The organism is Nanchangia anserum (assembly GCF_015240065.1).
Classification (GTDB): Bacteria; Actinomycetota; Actinomycetes; order Actinomycetales; family Actinomycetaceae; genus Nanchangia; species Nanchangia anserum.
The window spans coordinates 726,481-741,912 of sequence record NZ_CP060506.1 but is presented as its reverse complement, the minus strand read 5'-3'; the positions used below and the strand labels follow the sequence as shown (position 1 = coordinate 741,912).

At 65.9% G+C, this 15,432-nt stretch carries 12 protein-coding genes; 4 read left to right on the top strand and 8 right to left on the bottom strand.

All coding sequences use genetic code 11. From position 1 onward, the window contains the following. Positions 1-8: 8 nt before the first annotated feature. From H8R18_RS03405 to H8R18_RS03395, 3 genes are read right to left on the bottom strand one after another with little or no spacing between them, the layout of a single operon-like run. Positions 9-899, bottom strand: coding sequence for a type II secretion system F family protein (locus tag H8R18_RS03405; RefSeq protein WP_191072286.1), 891 nt, complete (start codon positions 897-899; stop codon positions 9-11). Beyond that, a complete protein-coding gene (locus H8R18_RS03400; RefSeq protein WP_191072287.1) occupies positions 892-1,764 on the bottom strand; it encodes a type II secretion system F family protein in 873 nt (290 codons plus the stop codon). The genes H8R18_RS03405 and H8R18_RS03400 overlap by 8 nt, the downstream gene beginning before the upstream one ends. A gap of 3 nt (positions 1,765-1,767) precedes the next feature. Next, positions 1,768-2,991, bottom strand: coding sequence for a TadA family conjugal transfer-associated ATPase (locus H8R18_RS03395; RefSeq protein ID WP_191072288.1), 1,224 nt, complete (start codon positions 2,989-2,991; stop codon positions 1,768-1,770). Between the two features lie 161 nt (positions 2,992-3,152). On the opposite strand from H8R18_RS03395, the gene H8R18_RS09150 reads away from it, so the two are divergent. Both H8R18_RS09150 and H8R18_RS03390 read left to right on the top strand, forming a co-directional pair. Beyond that, positions 3,153-3,608: a hypothetical protein gene (locus H8R18_RS09150; RefSeq protein ID WP_227712866.1), complete on the top strand. Its 456-nt coding sequence runs from the start codon at positions 3,153-3,155 to the stop codon at positions 3,606-3,608. Then, the gene (locus tag H8R18_RS03390) at positions 3,590-4,189 is read left to right on the top strand and encodes a phosphotransferase (RefSeq protein ID WP_265087394.1); all 600 of its coding nucleotides are present in this window, start codon (positions 3,590-3,592) and stop codon (positions 4,187-4,189) included. The genes H8R18_RS09150 and H8R18_RS03390 overlap by 19 nt, the downstream gene beginning before the upstream one ends. Here the strand turns inward: H8R18_RS03390 and H8R18_RS03385 are convergent. Both H8R18_RS03385 and H8R18_RS03380 read right to left on the bottom strand, forming a co-directional pair. Beyond that, the gene (locus H8R18_RS03385; RefSeq protein WP_191072290.1) at positions 4,182-7,535 is read right to left on the bottom strand and encodes an ATP-dependent DNA helicase; all 3,354 of its coding nucleotides are present in this window, start codon (positions 7,533-7,535) and stop codon (positions 4,182-4,184) included. The two genes, H8R18_RS03390 and H8R18_RS03385, sit on opposite strands and share 8 nt — an antisense overlap. Continuing rightward, positions 7,532-10,675, bottom strand: a complete 3,144-nt coding sequence (locus tag H8R18_RS03380) for a PD-(D/E)XK nuclease family protein (protein WP_191072291.1) — start codon at positions 10,673-10,675, stop codon at positions 7,532-7,534. The genes H8R18_RS03385 and H8R18_RS03380 overlap by 4 nt, the downstream gene beginning before the upstream one ends. A 103-nt stretch (positions 10,676-10,778) precedes the next feature. Between H8R18_RS03380 and H8R18_RS03375 the strand changes: the two genes are divergently transcribed. Then, a complete protein-coding gene (locus H8R18_RS03375; RefSeq protein ID WP_191072292.1) occupies positions 10,779-11,006 on the top strand; it encodes a DUF3107 family protein in 228 nt (75 codons plus the stop codon). Here the strand turns inward: H8R18_RS03375 and H8R18_RS03370 are convergent. Continuing rightward, positions 11,003-11,611, bottom strand: a complete 609-nt coding sequence (locus H8R18_RS03370) for a ferritin-like fold-containing protein (protein ID WP_191072293.1) — start codon at positions 11,609-11,611, stop codon at positions 11,003-11,005. The two genes, H8R18_RS03375 and H8R18_RS03370, sit on opposite strands and share 4 nt — an antisense overlap. 214 nt (positions 11,612-11,825) lie before the next feature. On the opposite strand from H8R18_RS03370, the gene H8R18_RS03365 reads away from it, so the two are divergent. Further along, the gene (locus tag H8R18_RS03365) at positions 11,826-13,367 is read left to right on the top strand and encodes a DEAD/DEAH box helicase (RefSeq protein ID WP_223875409.1); all 1,542 of its coding nucleotides are present in this window, start codon (positions 11,826-11,828) and stop codon (positions 13,365-13,367) included. An 84-nt stretch (positions 13,368-13,451) separates the two neighbouring features. Here the strand turns inward: H8R18_RS03365 and H8R18_RS03360 are convergent, their stop codons facing one another. Both H8R18_RS03360 and H8R18_RS03355 read right to left on the bottom strand, forming a co-directional pair. Continuing rightward, the gene (locus tag H8R18_RS03360; protein WP_191072295.1) at positions 13,452-13,667 is read right to left on the bottom strand and encodes a hypothetical protein; all 216 of its coding nucleotides are present in this window, start codon (positions 13,665-13,667) and stop codon (positions 13,452-13,454) included. Positions 13,668-13,692: 25 nt separating this feature from the next. Beyond that, positions 13,693-15,345: an ATP-binding cassette domain-containing protein gene (locus H8R18_RS03355; RefSeq protein ID WP_191072296.1), complete on the bottom strand. Its 1,653-nt coding sequence runs from the start codon at positions 15,343-15,345 to the stop codon at positions 13,693-13,695. Between the last annotated feature and the right edge of the window lie 87 nt (positions 15,346-15,432).

The following is a 15,432-nucleotide window of genomic DNA, read 5'->3' as shown; positions in this document are numbered from 1 at the left end:
CTTTGGGACTACATGGTGAAACGCAAAGCCAACAGGCCGGGATAGAGGGCAAAGAGGACGGTGAGTGGCATGATGAGAAACACGACGGGGACGAGCATGGCGATCTCCTTCTTTCCCGCGCGTTCCATGAGATCGCGCCTGGCGGCCTCGCGTTCGTCGACTGCCTGGTCGCGCAGGACTTGGGCGAGCGGGGTCCCTCGATGAAGAGCCTGAATCGTCGTGTCGATGAGGCGAGCCAGTCCGGGGCAATCGTTCGCCCGCGACACCTCAGTGAGAGCACGCGCAAGGGGCATTCCCGCCCGGGTGCGCGCCGCGACTGAGGCCAGTTCCTGCCCCACCGGGGCCTGTGCCGCGCGAGCGACCCGATCGATCGCCTCCCCGATGGCTTCACCCGCCGAGACCGCGAGCGCCAGCAGTTCAGCCACGTCGGGCACCTGGGCGATAAGGAGACGTTGGCGAGAGCGCGCCTGGCGCGTCAGCCACCAGTCTTTCGCCAAAGCACCGGCAAGGGCACCGACGATCGTGACAATGACGCCGCGCAGTGGCGACGCGCCGAGTGTGAATGTGCTGCTCACGGCAATCGCGAAGCCGCTGGCTGCCCCGATTCCGGCCCACGTCAATTGGACAAGACGGAAAGATTGGAGGTCGGGGACCTGGCCGGCATGGCGTTGCCGGGTGAGTACGGATGTCCCGGTGGAGCCGAGTTTTGCCACGATCCGCTCGCCGACCTGGCACAACAATCGCCCAAGCGAGGGAAAGGTATCGATGCGCGTCGGGGTGCGGCTATCACGCAGGTAGGGTGCCACGCGGCTGACGAGGGTGGGGCGTCCCGAGAGGAACCACGCCCACAGCGACGCGAGGCCGACGCCCCAGCAGATACCGGCGATGAGGTCAATCATGGGAATCACTCCGGCGTGGGGCGAAGGTGCGTGGTGGGCGCGGTAGTCGACCGCACGCGATCATGATCCGATAGGCCAGGGCCGACACGAGCGCGCCGATAATGAGAACGCCGGCTCCCGACGGTGTCGCGTAGGCGGTCGCGCCCTCGGGCTGTAGGCACAACAAAATGACGATGATCCACGGGGCGACAGCGGCAAGTCGGGCACCGTTGACGGTCCAGGATTGGCGGGCGTGCAGCTCACCGCGCGTGCGCTGGTCGAGTCTGACCATGCGGGCCAATTCGCTCAGCATGACGCCGAGATCCGGCCCGCCGACGTCGTGAGCACACCGCAAGGCCTCGATGATGCGGTCGGCGACGGGATCGCTCAGACGCGCCTTTAATCGATCGAGCGCGAGCCCCATGCGCCCCACCGCTCGCAAATCAGCCCGGAACGCCTGAAAATGAGGGCGCAGTTCGCTCGGACCGCGATCGGCGAGTTGTCCCAGTGCCTCGTCAAGGGATAACCCGGCGCGGATGGCCGACACGACGTCGTCGAGGGCGAGGGGCCACACGGCACATCGGCGGGCGATGATTCGGTGAGCCCGCGCGCGGATGAGCGCAACCGGTGTGAACGCGGCCGCGCACGCCGCGAGCATTGCGATCGCAAGCGTTCCCGTGAGCGCTCCCAACATGAGCGCGCTCGCACATGCCGCAAGGGCACAGATCCCCACCAGTCCCCATGTGCTCACCCGGTACAGTTCCGCACTATCGAGAAGCGCGCGGAACCGATTCGTCCTGGGACGCTTTCGCGGGGCGGGATCCGATATCCACGCCCATATCAGGACGCAGCCGGCACCGAGAAGGAGTCCAACGATGATCTCCATGCCTCACCTGCCTAACAGCTCGTCGAGATCGAGGCCCACGCGAGCAAAACGGTCGTGGGCGTCCATAGACGCCGCCGTCCGGCGCAACCGCGTGCCCGAGGATTCATAGAGTTCGGTGGCTTCGATGTGATGGCCCTCGCGTCTGCCGGTAACGGCGACGATTTCACGAACGAAGCGCCTGCCCGTCGCGTCGCGGTGGACGTGGATGACGAGGTCGAGCGCACCGGCAACGGTGGGAATGACGAAGTCGGCCGAGACGTTCGGGCCGGCGAGCAACGGCAGCACGGTGAGTTTGGCCAGGGCGTCGCGCGCCGAATTCGCGTGCACGGTCGACATGGCGGAGACTCCGGCATTCATGGCGATGAGCATGTCGAGGGATTCCGCGCCGCGAACCTCGCCGACGATGATGCGTTCGGGGCGCATCCGCAGAGTCTCTTTGACGAGGTCACGTAGGACGATGGCACCACTGCCCTCGATTGTCGCCGGGCGGGTCTGCAAGGCCACGACGTCACGGTTGGCCAGGTGCAGCTCGAATACCTCCTCGCACGTGACAATGCGTTCAGCCGCGGGAATATCGCCGGCGAGTGCGCGCAACAGGGTGGTTTTGCCCGCCTGAGTTGCGCCCGACACGCAGATGTTCAGGCCGGCTTTGACGCATCCGGACGCGAACGCAGCCGCGGCGGCGTCCAGCATTCCCAACCCGACGAGGTCATCGATGCGTCGCGCTTTCGCCACGTGTTTGCGAATATTGACGGCCCAGTGAGTCGATGTGATGGGTGGGATGACGACATGGAGGCGTTCTCCCCCAGCCAGCGTCGCGTCCACGAAGGGACTGGTGAGGTCGAGGCGACGCCCGGAGCTGCGTAGCATTCTTTCGACGAGGTCGCGCACGGTCTCGGCATCGAGCAGCAGCGTCGTCAGCTCCGCGCGCCCACCGCGCGCGACGAAGACCTTCGTCGGCGAATCGATCCAGATTTCCTCGATCTCGGGGTCATCGAGGAAGGGCTGCAGCGGTCCCAGCCCGATGAACTCGTCGAGAAGCGCCGCTTCGATGTCGTCGCGTGCACTCGAATTCGCCTCGTGAGAGGACTCGGCAGCGAGGGTCTCGGCGATGAGCGCACGCACGCGTTCGGGCTGCGCCCTCGGGTCGATATCGCGCTCGGCGAGTCGATGGGCGATATCGCGCGAGAGGGTGCGCGCCGGACGAGAAGAATGTGTGAGGGACATGGGCGGGCTTCTTGTGGAGGGACGTTACCTCTTAAGCTAATGGGTTTTGCGCGCACATATGCCGAAATCAGGAATTGGGGATAACTGTGACGGGGCGTAATATCGCGAACCTCGCCACGCCCCTGGCACCTCGCGGCGACCCTGTCCTTTACGGTGGAAGGGTGAAGACCTCGTATTCGGCCCCTGCTCTTGCGGCGCTCATCACCCTGGCTGTGCCCGATGCCGACCTCACCGACGTCATCGGCCCCGTGTGGCATAACGACGACGTCATCGCCGTGCGCGCCCGCGACGCCTCGGGCAGGATCTGGGTCGTGTGGGCGCCGACGAGTAAGAGCGCCGTGCTGGGGATCGAATCGCAGCTCGATGTCTTGGCCGCCCTCGCGCGCGAGCATCGCGCCGGGCACCTGTTGCCCGCGGTGCCCGCCCCCGCGGGCCTGGTCCGCCTCATCGGCGGCGGGCGCGCGCTCGTTGCCCACGCTCCAGCCGGGGAAATCCTCACCGACGACGACCTGTCGAGGGGACACAGCTGCGCCTCCCCCTCGCCTATGCGCTCGCGTCGCTTCACTCGCTCGATCCGGCCCCCATTCGGGCAACGGGAATGCCCGATTACTCGGTAGCCGAATGCCGCTCGCGCATTCATTCCGAGATCGATGAGGCCGCTGAGTCCGGTGCGATCCCGGCCACGCTTTTCGACCGCTGGGAGGCGGCTTTGAGCGACGACGATCTGTGGCGGTTCACCCCGCGCGTCGTCCACGGGGCGCTGTCGGCCGAGTGCGTGTGGTTCGACGGCCACGACGTCACCGCCCTCACCGATTTCTCGCGGGTTCACGTCGGCGATCCCGCCGAGGATCTCGCGTGGGTCATGGCCGTCGCCTCGGATAGCGTCCTCGCGGACTTTGAAGACACCTATTACCAGGCACGACGCATGAGCAATGCCCGTGCACTGCGCGCCCGCGCGACGCTGATGAGCGAGATCGCACTGGTGCGCTGGCTTCTCCACGGTGTGCGCACCCGCGACTCCGAGGTCATCGCTGATGCGCGCGAGAGCCTCGCAGCGCTTGCTCGCGCCGTGGGCGATGGCGAGATCGGCAATGCCGACTCGGCTCTCGCCACTCCCCCGCCGAACACACACGGCGACGACACCGCACGGACCGAACAGGTCGACATGGATGCCGTGCTCAACCGCGACGCTAGGTGAGGTAGATACCGCGAGCTCTGTCTCGGGCGCGTTCAAGCACGTCGGCGACCTCACCGCGAATCGATTGTCGGGCGTGCGGACTCACCTCATCGACATCGACGATCCGGTTGGCTCGCAAGAATACGAGGCGCAGATCGATATCGGCCTCGGCAATGCCCAACGTCTCAGCCAGGGCCATTCGATAGATGCACAACTGGGTGACGTAGGCCGGCGGCACCGGGTCTGAGGGGCTAAGCCGGTCGGTCTTCCAGTCGCAGATGACCAACCGTCCACTGCTGCGTGAGCGCATGAGCGCATCCAGCCGTGCCGCAATGACGGTCTCGCCGATGACCGTCGCGACGTCGTATTCGACCTCAACCGGGGCGTATTCTTCGAGCAGATCACCTTCGATGACGACGTCGACGAGGGCTTTCACCTGCGTCGCCTGCTTCGGCTCCAGCTCGTCGTAGGTTGCGTTGACCAGCTCGCGCAGCTGCTCGCGTTCGCCCCCGTTCGCGAGGCTGCGCAAGACGATGGCGAGCACCTCGTGCACACGCGAACCGATCTCGGCCCCACCGCTGCGCTGGGGCGGAACGGGACGGCGCAGGTCGTCAAGAAAACGCGCGAGCTCCTCGTCATCGCCCAGACGCGCGAGCCCGGTCGTCGTCAACCGCCGAGGCAGCTGAACCGATTCGCGGTGCCCCGCCTGGGCACGTTGGGCCAACACCCGCGCCACTTGCCCCAGCGGATCGCCAAGTCCGCAGTCGCGCCCGTCCACGATCGCCGCCTCGACCGGGCCGTGGGGGGCCCGACGACCGGCGACGAGATCGCGCACAGTTTCATCCGTCAACGGCAGCTCGTCCGACCACTCGACGCCACGCTGGTCAACGAGGGCGGCCACGTGGCGCAGAGCCGGGAACAACCGCGGCTCCTCCCATGTAGCCGCCGCGACGTTGTCGGTAAGCGCCGCGACGATGTCCCCGGCCTCGTCTTTCGTCACATCAGCGGGCACGGACACGGGCAACGTAGCAAAACTCGTGTCGGCAAGGAATCGCGATTCGTCACGCACACGCGCATCGGCGTCGGTGCTCATGTACCACGATGACGTGAGGATCAACTGCGTGCGTGCACGCGTGTAGGCGACGTAGGCCAGCCGGCGCTCCTCGAGGATGTGCCGGTGGTGTTCGTCCCTGCGGTAGTTCGCCAATATCGCCGTTTGGGATAGTCCCTCCCCCAGTGCCAGCTCGGGAAGGTAGTCCGCGTCCGAACGCAGGGGGCCGGGAAGCTCGTCGTCGGCCTTCATGAGCAGGGTCGCTCGCCGCGTGCTTTGAGGGAACGTGTCCTCGACCTGGAAAGGAACGATGACGCAGTCCCACTCCAGCCCCTTGGCCTGGTGAATCGTCGTAATTGTCACGGCACCGGGCGTCGGCGGCGGCAGCGCCCGCGAGGGTGCCGACGCCGAGTCCTTCGCGATGTCGAGCCAGGTCAGGAACGACGCGACCGTCGGGCGCTCCGCGGTGCGCGCGTAGTTCTCAGCAAGCGCGATGAACGTCGTGACGTCGCGCTGGGCGAGCGCCGACGTCGAGATGGCCGCCATATCGAGGTCGACACCGAGAAGCTGCACGGCACGTTCGACGAGACGCGGCAACGGACCGCACGACGCGTGACGCAGCTGGCGCAGCACTGCCGACAAGCGGGCGACGCGGGCGTGCGCGGCCGGGCTGAATCCCTTCGCATCGGCATATTCGGCGGCTCCCCAGCCGATCGGAGGCGGCGAGTCGACGGCATCGAGCAGGTAGGCAACACCGGAGCGATCCTGCGCGGAGTCATCGGGATACGCGTCGCGGGCACGCTCGCGCGCCCACCGCCACAACACCTCGAGGTCGGCTGCCCCCACCCCGACATTTGTCAAAAGTCGCATGAGGTGGTCGCCGCGCGCGGCGTTCGCGCTGACGTGAAGGGCCGCGCACACGTCGACGATACCGGGGATCTCGAGCAGGCTCACGGCGTCGAGGACCACCGGAATATCTCGCGAGCGCAATCGCTCAGCGAGGGCGGGGATGTGCGTGCGCGTGCGCACGAGAATCGCGGCGGATCGCGCGGGATCGGCGTGAGCCTGGAGATATTCCGCGATGGCATCGATCTCATCGTCGATGTGGGCGAAACGACCGCGATAGATCGTCCCCTTACCGGCGCCCGGACGCGAATGCAGCCGCAGCGTGGGAATGGAGGCCGTAGCGGCCTTGCCGCGCCAATATTCGGGAGTGAGGGCGAGCTCAGCCGAAACGGTATTGGCCAGGTCGAGAATCGCCTGATCGTTACGCCACGCCGTCGATAGCGTCAGTGACGCCTGCCCGCCAAACAGCTCGTGGAAGCTGTGCAACGCCGCCTGTGAGGCACCACGCCACGAATAAATGGCCTGATTGGGATCACCAACAGCGGTCACCCCGGCTCCGGCAAACAGTCGCGACAGCAGTTCCATTTGCCCCTCAGAGGTGTCTTGGAACTCGTCGAGGAAGATCGCGCGGTAGCGCTGCCCGACAGCGTCGCGAACCGCCTCGTCGCGCACGAGATCACGCGCAAGCAGGATCTGATCGGCAAAGTCGACGAGGTTGTGATCGCGCTTGTAGCGGGTGTAATCGGTGACGACGTCCATGAGCTCTACTCGGCGCAGCCACGAGTCACGGACCTCGCACATGGGGACCGTCAATGACTTTCCATCCGTGTCCGCCTCGATGGCTTGTTCGATAGCCCGCCATTCGGTGCGCAGCGCCTGGGCGCAGGCCTGGGCCCGATCACCAGATTCTGCCTCGCCGTCGACACCACTCAGGCGGTGATTGGCCAGCTGGTCGGCCAATGCGACGGTCGTCTCCACGAGACTCGATCGGGCCTTATCACCTGCGAGGTTCTCGGCGCGAGCATCGATCAGCTGCCCGATGATCTGGTGCCGCTCGGCGTCATCGAGCAGACGGGCGCTGGGATCGACTCCGATCTGCACGCCGTAATCGCGCACGAGCTGGGAGGCAAATGCGTTGTAGGTCGACACCGTGGGCATCCGCGAGCGATCGATGCCGACGTGTGGCAACGCACTCGCAAGCGCCTCCAGCTGGGCGCTGATACGCGCGTTCAGCTCAGCGGCGGCCTTGCGCGTAAACGTCAGACCGAGCACCTCATCGGCACGCACCTGTCCGGTCGCAACCAGGTAAATGACACGTTGCGTCATCGTCGCCGTTTTACCCGAACCGGCTCCGGCGACCACCAGCAACGGCTCCAGATCTGCCTCGATAACGCGCGTCTGTTCCTCGGTGGGGTCGAGGCTGCCCAGGGCGGCCGCGAGGTCGGCAGCGCTCAGAGTGGTCGCGCTCATGGCAGAGTCCTTTCACCTTGGGGCTTGGCTGGGCACGACGATGCAACGGGGCATATCCGGCACGCGGCGCCTGGCGTGGCATCGGTGGCGTTGTCACGGGCCCGCTGCGCCGCAGTGGCGAGGTAATACTCCGCGAGCAGGCGCATACCACCGGGGGCGTGCAGGGCCTCGCGGAGATCGTCGGGCATATCTGCGGGCAGCTTGGCCTGCGTGGGAACGGCATCGGCGAGGGAGCGCTGCGCGCGCATAGTTGGGTCCTTGACGTCTTCTGCCGTGGGATACACGAGAGTCGCCCCGGTGGGGGCCACTCCGGTCTCGGCCTCGAGCGCGTATTGGTACACGGCCAACTGCGGATCGGATTTCGCGGCTGCGTTCGTTGCCGTCTGCCCCGTCTTGAAATCGAAAATGTGTTCCCCATCGTCGCCGTGTTCGATGCGGTCGATCTTGGCGTTGACAACGGCGTGGGCGTCCCCGGCAATGCGGGCACGCACGGGTTTTTCGACATCGGCCGGCGCGTGACGCGTCGACAGGAACTGATAGAGAGAGCGCACGCGCGTCATGAGACGGTTTTTTTCGCGCGTGGCCTCGTATCCCGTGCCAGCTTTGAGATCACGCCACTGTTCCTCGGCGATGGCGAGCATCTCCGCACACGTCATCGACTCGGTATAGATCTCGGCCAAATAGTGAATGATGAGTCCTTTGCCGCGCGAGATATCCGAGGGCTTTTGGCCACCTTGGCGGGTGAGGAACCAGTTCAGCGGGCAATCGAGGAGCTTCTGTACGCTCGACGGCGATACCGAAACGGTGCGCTCCTCTGGCCACACCCGCTGCGTGGACGTGTGCCACGTCGCACGCTCGGCTGGCGTTCCCGCCAGGCCCGTCCATGTGCGCGGAATCGCGGCTTCTTCGCCGCTGGCGGCCAACAGCGTCAGCGCGTCAACCAGCCGCTGGTTCGCGAGCAGCTGGCGTCTCAACTCCGTCGCGAGGCCTCGCGAGGTCAGTGCCGGCTCGGGGTGGCTCAGCGGCGGGACAAAAGCACCTCGATCACGCTCGGCACGTCCCTCATCGGTGTGTGCCCATGCCGATAGCAGGTAGCGCGACGGCGCCTGATCCCTGCTGTCAATGCCGGTCATGATCGTGCGCTCGCGCGCCCGAGTGAGCGCCATCTCGAGCATCCGCCGCTCGTCGGTCTCGGTTGCCCGCGAGGCGGCGGCGATGTCCACACTGGCACCGTGAGCGACGTCGAGGCGCCCACTCGCCAGGTCGACCAGCGTGCCCGCGCGCATGAGCGAGTCGCGCTGAGCGAGATTCGGCCACACATCCTCGTTAACACCGGCGATGACGACCGTGTCGAAGCTGCGTCCCGCAGCCTGAGATGGCGTCAGCAACGCGACCCCGCCGACGCGTTGGGCGTCAACGGCGACGGTGTCGAGAGGCACGTTCAGGTCGCGCACGTAGGCGACGTACTCGGCCAGGCGCGCGCCCAGGTGACGTTGCGACCAGAAGTCGGCGTGACGGAAGAGCGCGAGCGCGTCGTCGAGGTGATCGTGTGCCTCGCCCGATCCCGCGAGCGCCGCCTCACGCCACCGAAGTTCCAGCCCGGTCGCCGCCCACACGGTGCCGAGGCCCTCGAGAGGGTCGCGTATCGCCGCGCGCTCGGCGACGGCGAGGAGCATTGCCGCGCGTGCGAGTTTGTCCGCGGCGTCGGCAAGCGGATCGTTGTCCTCACGCAGCCGCCGTGCGAAGGCGTCGGCCTGTTCCTCACGACCGAGCAGGTCGAGCAGATCGTCGATACCGGGCAAAGCCCCTGCCGCGCCATCCTCCCCCACGTCGGCGCGCACGCGTCGGGCCAGCCGGACGATATCGAGATCGTCGAGCGCAACAAAGAGGGAACCGACGACGGCGCGGACCGCCTCGCGAGTCTCCTCGTCAACCTCGCCGACCTCGCCACCGCGACGCACGCGTGCGGCGCCGCCGATGAGTTCGACGAGCGCACGAGTGAGCGGTTGACGCATGGGAGCGATGCGGCGCGCACGCGCGTCAACGCTGACGCCGCCGAGGCGCAGGGCATAAGCAAGCTGATCAATCATGCCGCCCTGGCGCACGATGACAGCCATGTCGGCGTAGTCAACACCGTCATAGAGGTGGCGTCGTTGCAGCGTCGACGCGATCGCGGCGTCGTGATCGTATTGCGAGGCGTACACGGCGACCTCGGGATGACGCGGCGGCTGATACACGGGCGCGCATTGTTCGGGTGCCCACGTCAGCCGGGTCCATGATTCGCGGCGATCGCACAGATCGACGAGATCCTTCGCGGCGTTGGCCAATGCACCGCGATGGACGTCGACGCACACCGTAGGAGAGGACAGCACGAGCAGCTGGCTACCCTGCCGACGCAGCTGCTCGAGCAGGCGTACGCTGGCGCCCGTCATGTCGTGAATGTCGTCGACGATGACGAGCGGGTACCGCGGTCGTGCCACACCCACCCCGCACTCAGCGGCGTCGCGGTCCCACCGCGACAGGATCGTGCACGCGTCGTCTTGGCAACGCGCGGCATCAATGAGGCCGTCATCGGCGTGGTAGTTCGCGAGGATGTCGGCTCCCCACTCCCACGCGGAAATTCCCAGCTCGCGCCCCCACTGTCGCAATTGCTCGGGTCCGATCCCGTAGTCGCCGCAGCGGGCACACAGATTGCGCACCTGTGTCAACAGCGCCGGGGTCTCGAGGGCATCTTCGGGAACCGGCGGATTCGGTGTCTGCGCAACGAGGCGGGCGATCGCCGCTTCCTCGTCGGCACCGGTACGCAGGGCCGCCGGGGCCAACGGCGCGGCCCGGTTGGTGCGCCACGTGTTGATGATGTCGAAGGCCAGGGCGGCTGGTGTGAGGATCGGGTGAGGTCGGCGCAGCTGGAGGCGCTGAGGCGTGGCCTCAAGGAGCTCGCGGCGAGCACGCGTGGGCACGAGGATGAGCGGATCCGCCGAGGACGGACCAGGCCGGCTCAGCGAGCGGGCGATCTCGAGTGCAAGCGTCGTCTTACCCGAACGTGGCGGCGCGCTCACGCTCACGCAGCCGCCGGCCGCGACCGCGTCCCACGCCATCTGCTGGGCCCTCGTCAGGGTCACACTGGTCGATTCACTCATACCTTCACCCCATCATCCGGTGCCGACATTTTCCTCGCATTAGCCGCGCTCGGCGAACTCGACTAGCGTTGAGGGCCGATAGTAACGGCGAGAGGAGTCCCTCATGCAGATCCACGTGGGTACCACAGGCCCGGGCCAACAGCTCAACCTCACCGTCGACATGACGGCAGACGAACTCGCACAGGTGGCCGAGGCCAACCAGGGCGACAGCGCCCGCGCCATCACCCTGCGTGAGGAATCGGGACGCAGCCTCATCATTGCCCCGCGGCAGCTGTCCTACATCGAAATCCTGCCCGAGCGCACCCAGAAGGTCGGCTTCGGCGTCGGCTAACCCTTCAGCCCGGCCTCACGCATCCGCCGCGTGTGGGCCTCGGTGAGCGTGTGGATGATGTCCTCGCGCTCGGCATCAACGATGCCGGCCAATCCGGGGTAGCCGCTCACGGCCGCCATCGCCGTGGACAGCACGTCGCCGAGGACCCGTCGCCCCCACAGCGACAGCCGCGCATGCAGCGTGGGCTCGTTCACGTCGCCGGCACTGATGAGGTCTCGCGCCCATTCCGTGTGTCCCCACGCGTGTCGAACGTCGTCACTCATACCCTCGGTCTCGCCCATTCGTTCGGCGAGGAGCCACCACAGATCGCCCATCATCCCCAGCGACACGTAGGTTTTGGCGACGCGATCCCACCAGTCCGAGGGGCGCAACCGCTCTTCGAGGTGATTGACGAGACCGTGGGAGGGCCGCATGAGGGTGATGATGTCGTGGCCGTCGGCCTCGCCGGCCTTCTCGAGGAACTCGAACGCCTGCCATGCCCGATCCGCGATGCGCGCAAGCTCGATTTGTTGGACCATGCTCGGTGCCAACTGGGAGTCCTTCACGAGGCGCCCGTGGGCGTTCACGCACAGGTAGGCGCCCAGGCCGATGAGTTCTTTATCCATGCCCCCAGGCTATCGGTGAGCGCGCGGATTCGGGCCTGCGCCACGGTCGTGCTTAGAATAGGCCCGTCCACGGTTGCCCGATCGTGTCCTTGTTTCAGGATCCATCGGTGGTGCAGGCCACGCGCGTACGTGAGCGATCGGCTTCCTCGCACATCGAATGTGCCGCCCGTTGAGACGCCTCCGGGTGGCGCCGGAAAGGCATAGCGTGACTCAGATGTCTTCTGTTCCTTCAGGGGTGGCGAATACCGACGCCGCCCACGCCCCGCGCATTGACGAGGCGACCCCAGACATTACCGATGCTGACGGCTCCAGCCGCGACCTCGACACCGCGTCGTTCGCCGATTTTGGGGTGTCGGCTCCCCTGGTCGAGGCCCTCGCCGAGGTGGGCATCACCCATCCCTTCCCCATTCAGGCCCTCACCCTGCCGATCGCTTTGAAGCGCCAAGACATCATCGGCCAGGCCAAGACGGGCACGGGCAAGACGCTGGGTTTTGCCCTGCCGATCCTCGAAGATGTCCGCGGTCCCGAGGAGGACGGTGCCGATGGCGTCTTTTCGCTCGGCTCGCCCCAGGCAATGATCGTGCTGCCGACCCGCGAGTTGGCGAAGCAGGTTGCCGGTGACGTTCGCCAGGCGGCGACACACCGGCACATTCGCGTGGCCGAGATCTACGGTGGCGTTGCGTTTGAACCGCAAATCGAGGCCCTTGAGCGCGGCGTCGAAATCATCGTCGGCACGCCGGGACGCATGATCGACCTGCTCAAGCGCGGCATCCTTCACCTGTCGGCCGTGCGCACGGTCGTCCTCGACGAAGCCGACGAGATGCTCGACCTCGGCTTCCTGCCCGACGTCGAGACGTTGCTGTCGCGGGCACCGGCCAACCGCCACACGATGCTGTTCTCGGCCACGATGCCGGGCCAGGTCGTCGCGTTGGCACGCCGCTACATGTCGCAGCCGACCCACATCCGGGCGCAGGATCCCGAGGACGGCGGGGCGACGGTACGCACGACGCGCCAGGTCATTTACCGCTGCCACGCGCTGAACAAAATCGAGGTGGTCTCGCGCATCCTCCAGGCGAAGGAACGCGGGCTGACGATGGTGTTCACCCGTACCAAGCGCACAGCGGCTCGCGTGGCTGAGGAACTGGGCGAGCGCGGGTTCGCCACAGCCGCGCTGCATGGAGACCTCGGCCAGGGGGCGCGCGAACAAGCCCTGCGGGCATTCCGCAAGGGCAAGGTCGACGTCCTCGTCGCCACCGATGTGGCGGCACGCGGCATTGACGTTGACGACGTCACCCACGTCATCAACTACCAGTGCCCCGAGGATGCGCGCACGTACATTCACCGCGTGGGCCGCACGGGCCGCGCCGGTCACACGGGTACGGCCGTGACGTTCGTCGACTGGGACGATGTGCCGCGTTGGCGCGTCATCAACAAGGAGATTGGGCTGGATCAGCCCGAACCCCTGGAGACCTACCACACCTCCGCCCACCTCTATTCTGATCTGGATATTCCGACCGATGCCGGCCCGCGTCTGCCGCGTGCCCAGCGCACGCGCTCGGGCCTGAAGTCAGAGGAGATCGAGGATCTGGGCGAAACGGGTACGCCTGCCGGACGCGGTCGCTCACGTGGACGTTCTCGGCGACGCTCGGGTGGCTCGGCGTCGTCGCGTTCGCGCTCGTCGCACGGCGATGCTCCGCGCGGTGGCCGGCGTCGCCGCAACCGTTCGCGCCGTCGCCGCTCCGGCAGCGACGACTAATCCGCTCTCGCTCTCACGATGAAGGCCGGTGCATCAAGTGATGCACCGGCCTTCATCGTCGGTCTTACTCAGGTGCCGCGTCGGTCATTTCGTGTTCTTCATATGCTGAATAACGAGACAGACGACGCCAACAACAATGCCGACAACGGTCCACGCGACCAGTCCTAACGCGGAAAACTCATCGTCGATGGAGTCTCGGCCCAGCCCCGGATTCAGGTCGAGTCCTAGACCCGCCTGGAGGCAATACAGCACGGCGGCAAACACGCCACAGGCTACAACGATCCCGACTTTCTTGAGCATGATTCCTCCATCGCGACGGTTGGGCTCATGCTACGTCCGACAGTCGCGCCATGCGACCGTCACGAATTTCCAGAATGTGCGTGAATCCGAGTTCGCGCGGCGGCAACGGCAGATCGTGCGCCACCGCAAACACGTAATCGCGGTTCATACTCAACGCCGTTTGCAGTACCCGCGCCGCCGAGGGCGTATCCAGACCCGTCGTGATCTCATCGAGCAGCAGCACCTCGCCAGGTGCCGCCAGCCCGGTGGCGACGTGGACTCGCCGCGTCTCGCCGCCCGAGAGTTTGTCTATCGGCTGCGCCGGATTGTCGTTGAGCCTGTCCACAAGTGGCCCTAGGACGTCGCGGTGCCCCGTTCGAGCGAGTTCACCTTGCGTCCCTGTCATGTCGGGGTCGATGTTGTCGGCCAGGCTTCCCGGAATGACGACTGGGCGCTGCGTGATGAGGCGCACGTGTTGCTCGCGCGGCGTCGCCGGCGTGATCGTCGCCCCGTTGAGCGTGATCGTTCCCGCGGACGTCTGGAGGCCCGCCAGACCACGCAGCAGCGACGTCTTTCCCGCGCCCGACGGACCACTGATGAGGACCCGTGCTCCGCGTGGGAGTGTCAGGGAAACGTCCTCGAGCAGAGCGTGTTCGTCGGCGTGGACAGAAAAGTCATCCAGGCGCAGCTCATTGTCACGGGCACCACGTTCATCAGCATTATCATCGGCGACCCGCGGATCCTCCGAGATCTCCTGGGTGTCTGAGGACGGCGCCAGTTTCTGTTTGAGTTCGCGATACTGCTGCCTGCCAGCGATGATCTGCGAATACTGTTCAGCCGCCGATTGCAGCGGTCCAGCCACCTGGGTCATCAGTTGAGCGAGCGCCACGATTCCGCCGATGCTGATCCACCCGAGGGCGGCAAGCTTCGCACCGATTCCCCACACACCAATGATGATGACGAGGCCGAACACCCACGTCAGCGTCCACATGAAGTTGCGCGTCGCGAAGCGAGAATTCTCTGCCGCTTCCAGATCGGCAATCGATTCCTTGACGACGTGCTGTACACGCCGAGTACGGCGAATCGACAGCAGCGATTCCAGACCGGAGCTCACGAGGGTGACTCGATCCAGATACGTGTTATTCGCGTCCGCCACCCGCTTCTGCACGGCAGTGAGCGGCTTTTCCACGCATTTGGGAAGAAGCATCCCGAAAATCGACAGCACCAGCACGATCGGAATAAAAACGGGATTAATGACAGCCGTGCCGATCAGGCCCGCCACCAGCAACATCGCCTGCTCGATCATGAAGAAGAACGCGTATGCGTAGTCTTCACCGATCATCTTCGCGTCATTAATGAGTGCGCCCTGAAGCCCCTCCCCGGTCGCGACGATCGCCCGGTCGCGCGGCAGCGTCGACGCGAGTGCGCTATCAACGATCTCGCCGCGCAATGCCGCGGTAAATCGCGTCTGCAGGCGCGTCACCGTGACGGCTCGCAACCAGTCGAAGAGGGCCAGCGGGATGAGATAGACCAATCCGAAGGCCGCCAGCTTGATCGGCGAATGGCCGTTTCCTCCGGTAACCGAGTTCGCGAGCGCCGCCAAGATGAAGGCCACACCCGTTTCGAGCGTCACCGAGATCAACGCCACAACGAGATAAACAGCAACCCGCCCGGGGTAATGTCGCACAAATAACCGCATAACCGATCCTCCAATGTGCCTCAAGGGCGGTGTTATTATCGGTCCAGCGCGGACACGAGTAATTTCGCGCGTCCGCGATGTGGACAG

What these genes read in the sequence shown, in the direction of transcription:
- H8R18_RS03380 (WP_191072291.1), bottom strand. Translation starts at nt 10,675, where the DNA reads ATGAGTGAATCGACCAGTGTGACCCTGACGAGGGCCCAGCAGATGGCG.
- H8R18_RS03405 (WP_191072286.1), bottom strand. Translation starts at nt 899, where the DNA reads ATGATTGACCTCATCGCCGGTATCTGCTGGGGCGTCGGCCTCGCGTCG.
- H8R18_RS03365 (WP_223875409.1), top strand. Translation starts at nt 11,826, where the DNA reads ATGTCTTCTGTTCCTTCAGGGGTGGCGAATACCGACGCCGCCCACGCC.
- H8R18_RS03370 (WP_191072293.1), bottom strand. Translation starts at nt 11,611, where the DNA reads ATGGATAAAGAACTCATCGGCCTGGGCGCCTACCTGTGCGTGAACGCC.
- H8R18_RS03385 (WP_191072290.1), bottom strand. Translation starts at nt 7,535, where the DNA reads ATGAGCGCGACCACTCTGAGCGCTGCCGACCTCGCGGCCGCCCTGGGC.
- H8R18_RS03375 (WP_191072292.1), top strand. Translation starts at nt 10,779, where the DNA reads ATGCAGATCCACGTGGGTACCACAGGCCCGGGCCAACAGCTCAACCTC.
- H8R18_RS03400 (WP_191072287.1), bottom strand. Translation starts at nt 1,764, where the DNA reads ATGGAGATCATCGTTGGACTCCTTCTCGGTGCCGGCTGCGTCCTGATA.
- H8R18_RS03360 (WP_191072295.1), bottom strand. Translation starts at nt 13,667, where the DNA reads ATGCTCAAGAAAGTCGGGATCGTTGTAGCCTGTGGCGTGTTTGCCGCC.
- H8R18_RS03390 (WP_265087394.1), top strand. Translation starts at nt 3,590, where the DNA reads ATGCCCGATTACTCGGTAGCCGAATGCCGCTCGCGCATTCATTCCGAG.
- H8R18_RS03355 (WP_191072296.1), bottom strand. Translation starts at nt 15,345, where the DNA reads ATGCGGTTATTTGTGCGACATTACCCCGGGCGGGTTGCTGTTTATCTC.
- H8R18_RS03395 (WP_191072288.1), bottom strand. Translation starts at nt 2,991, where the DNA reads ATGTCCCTCACACATTCTTCTCGTCCGGCGCGCACCCTCTCGCGCGAT.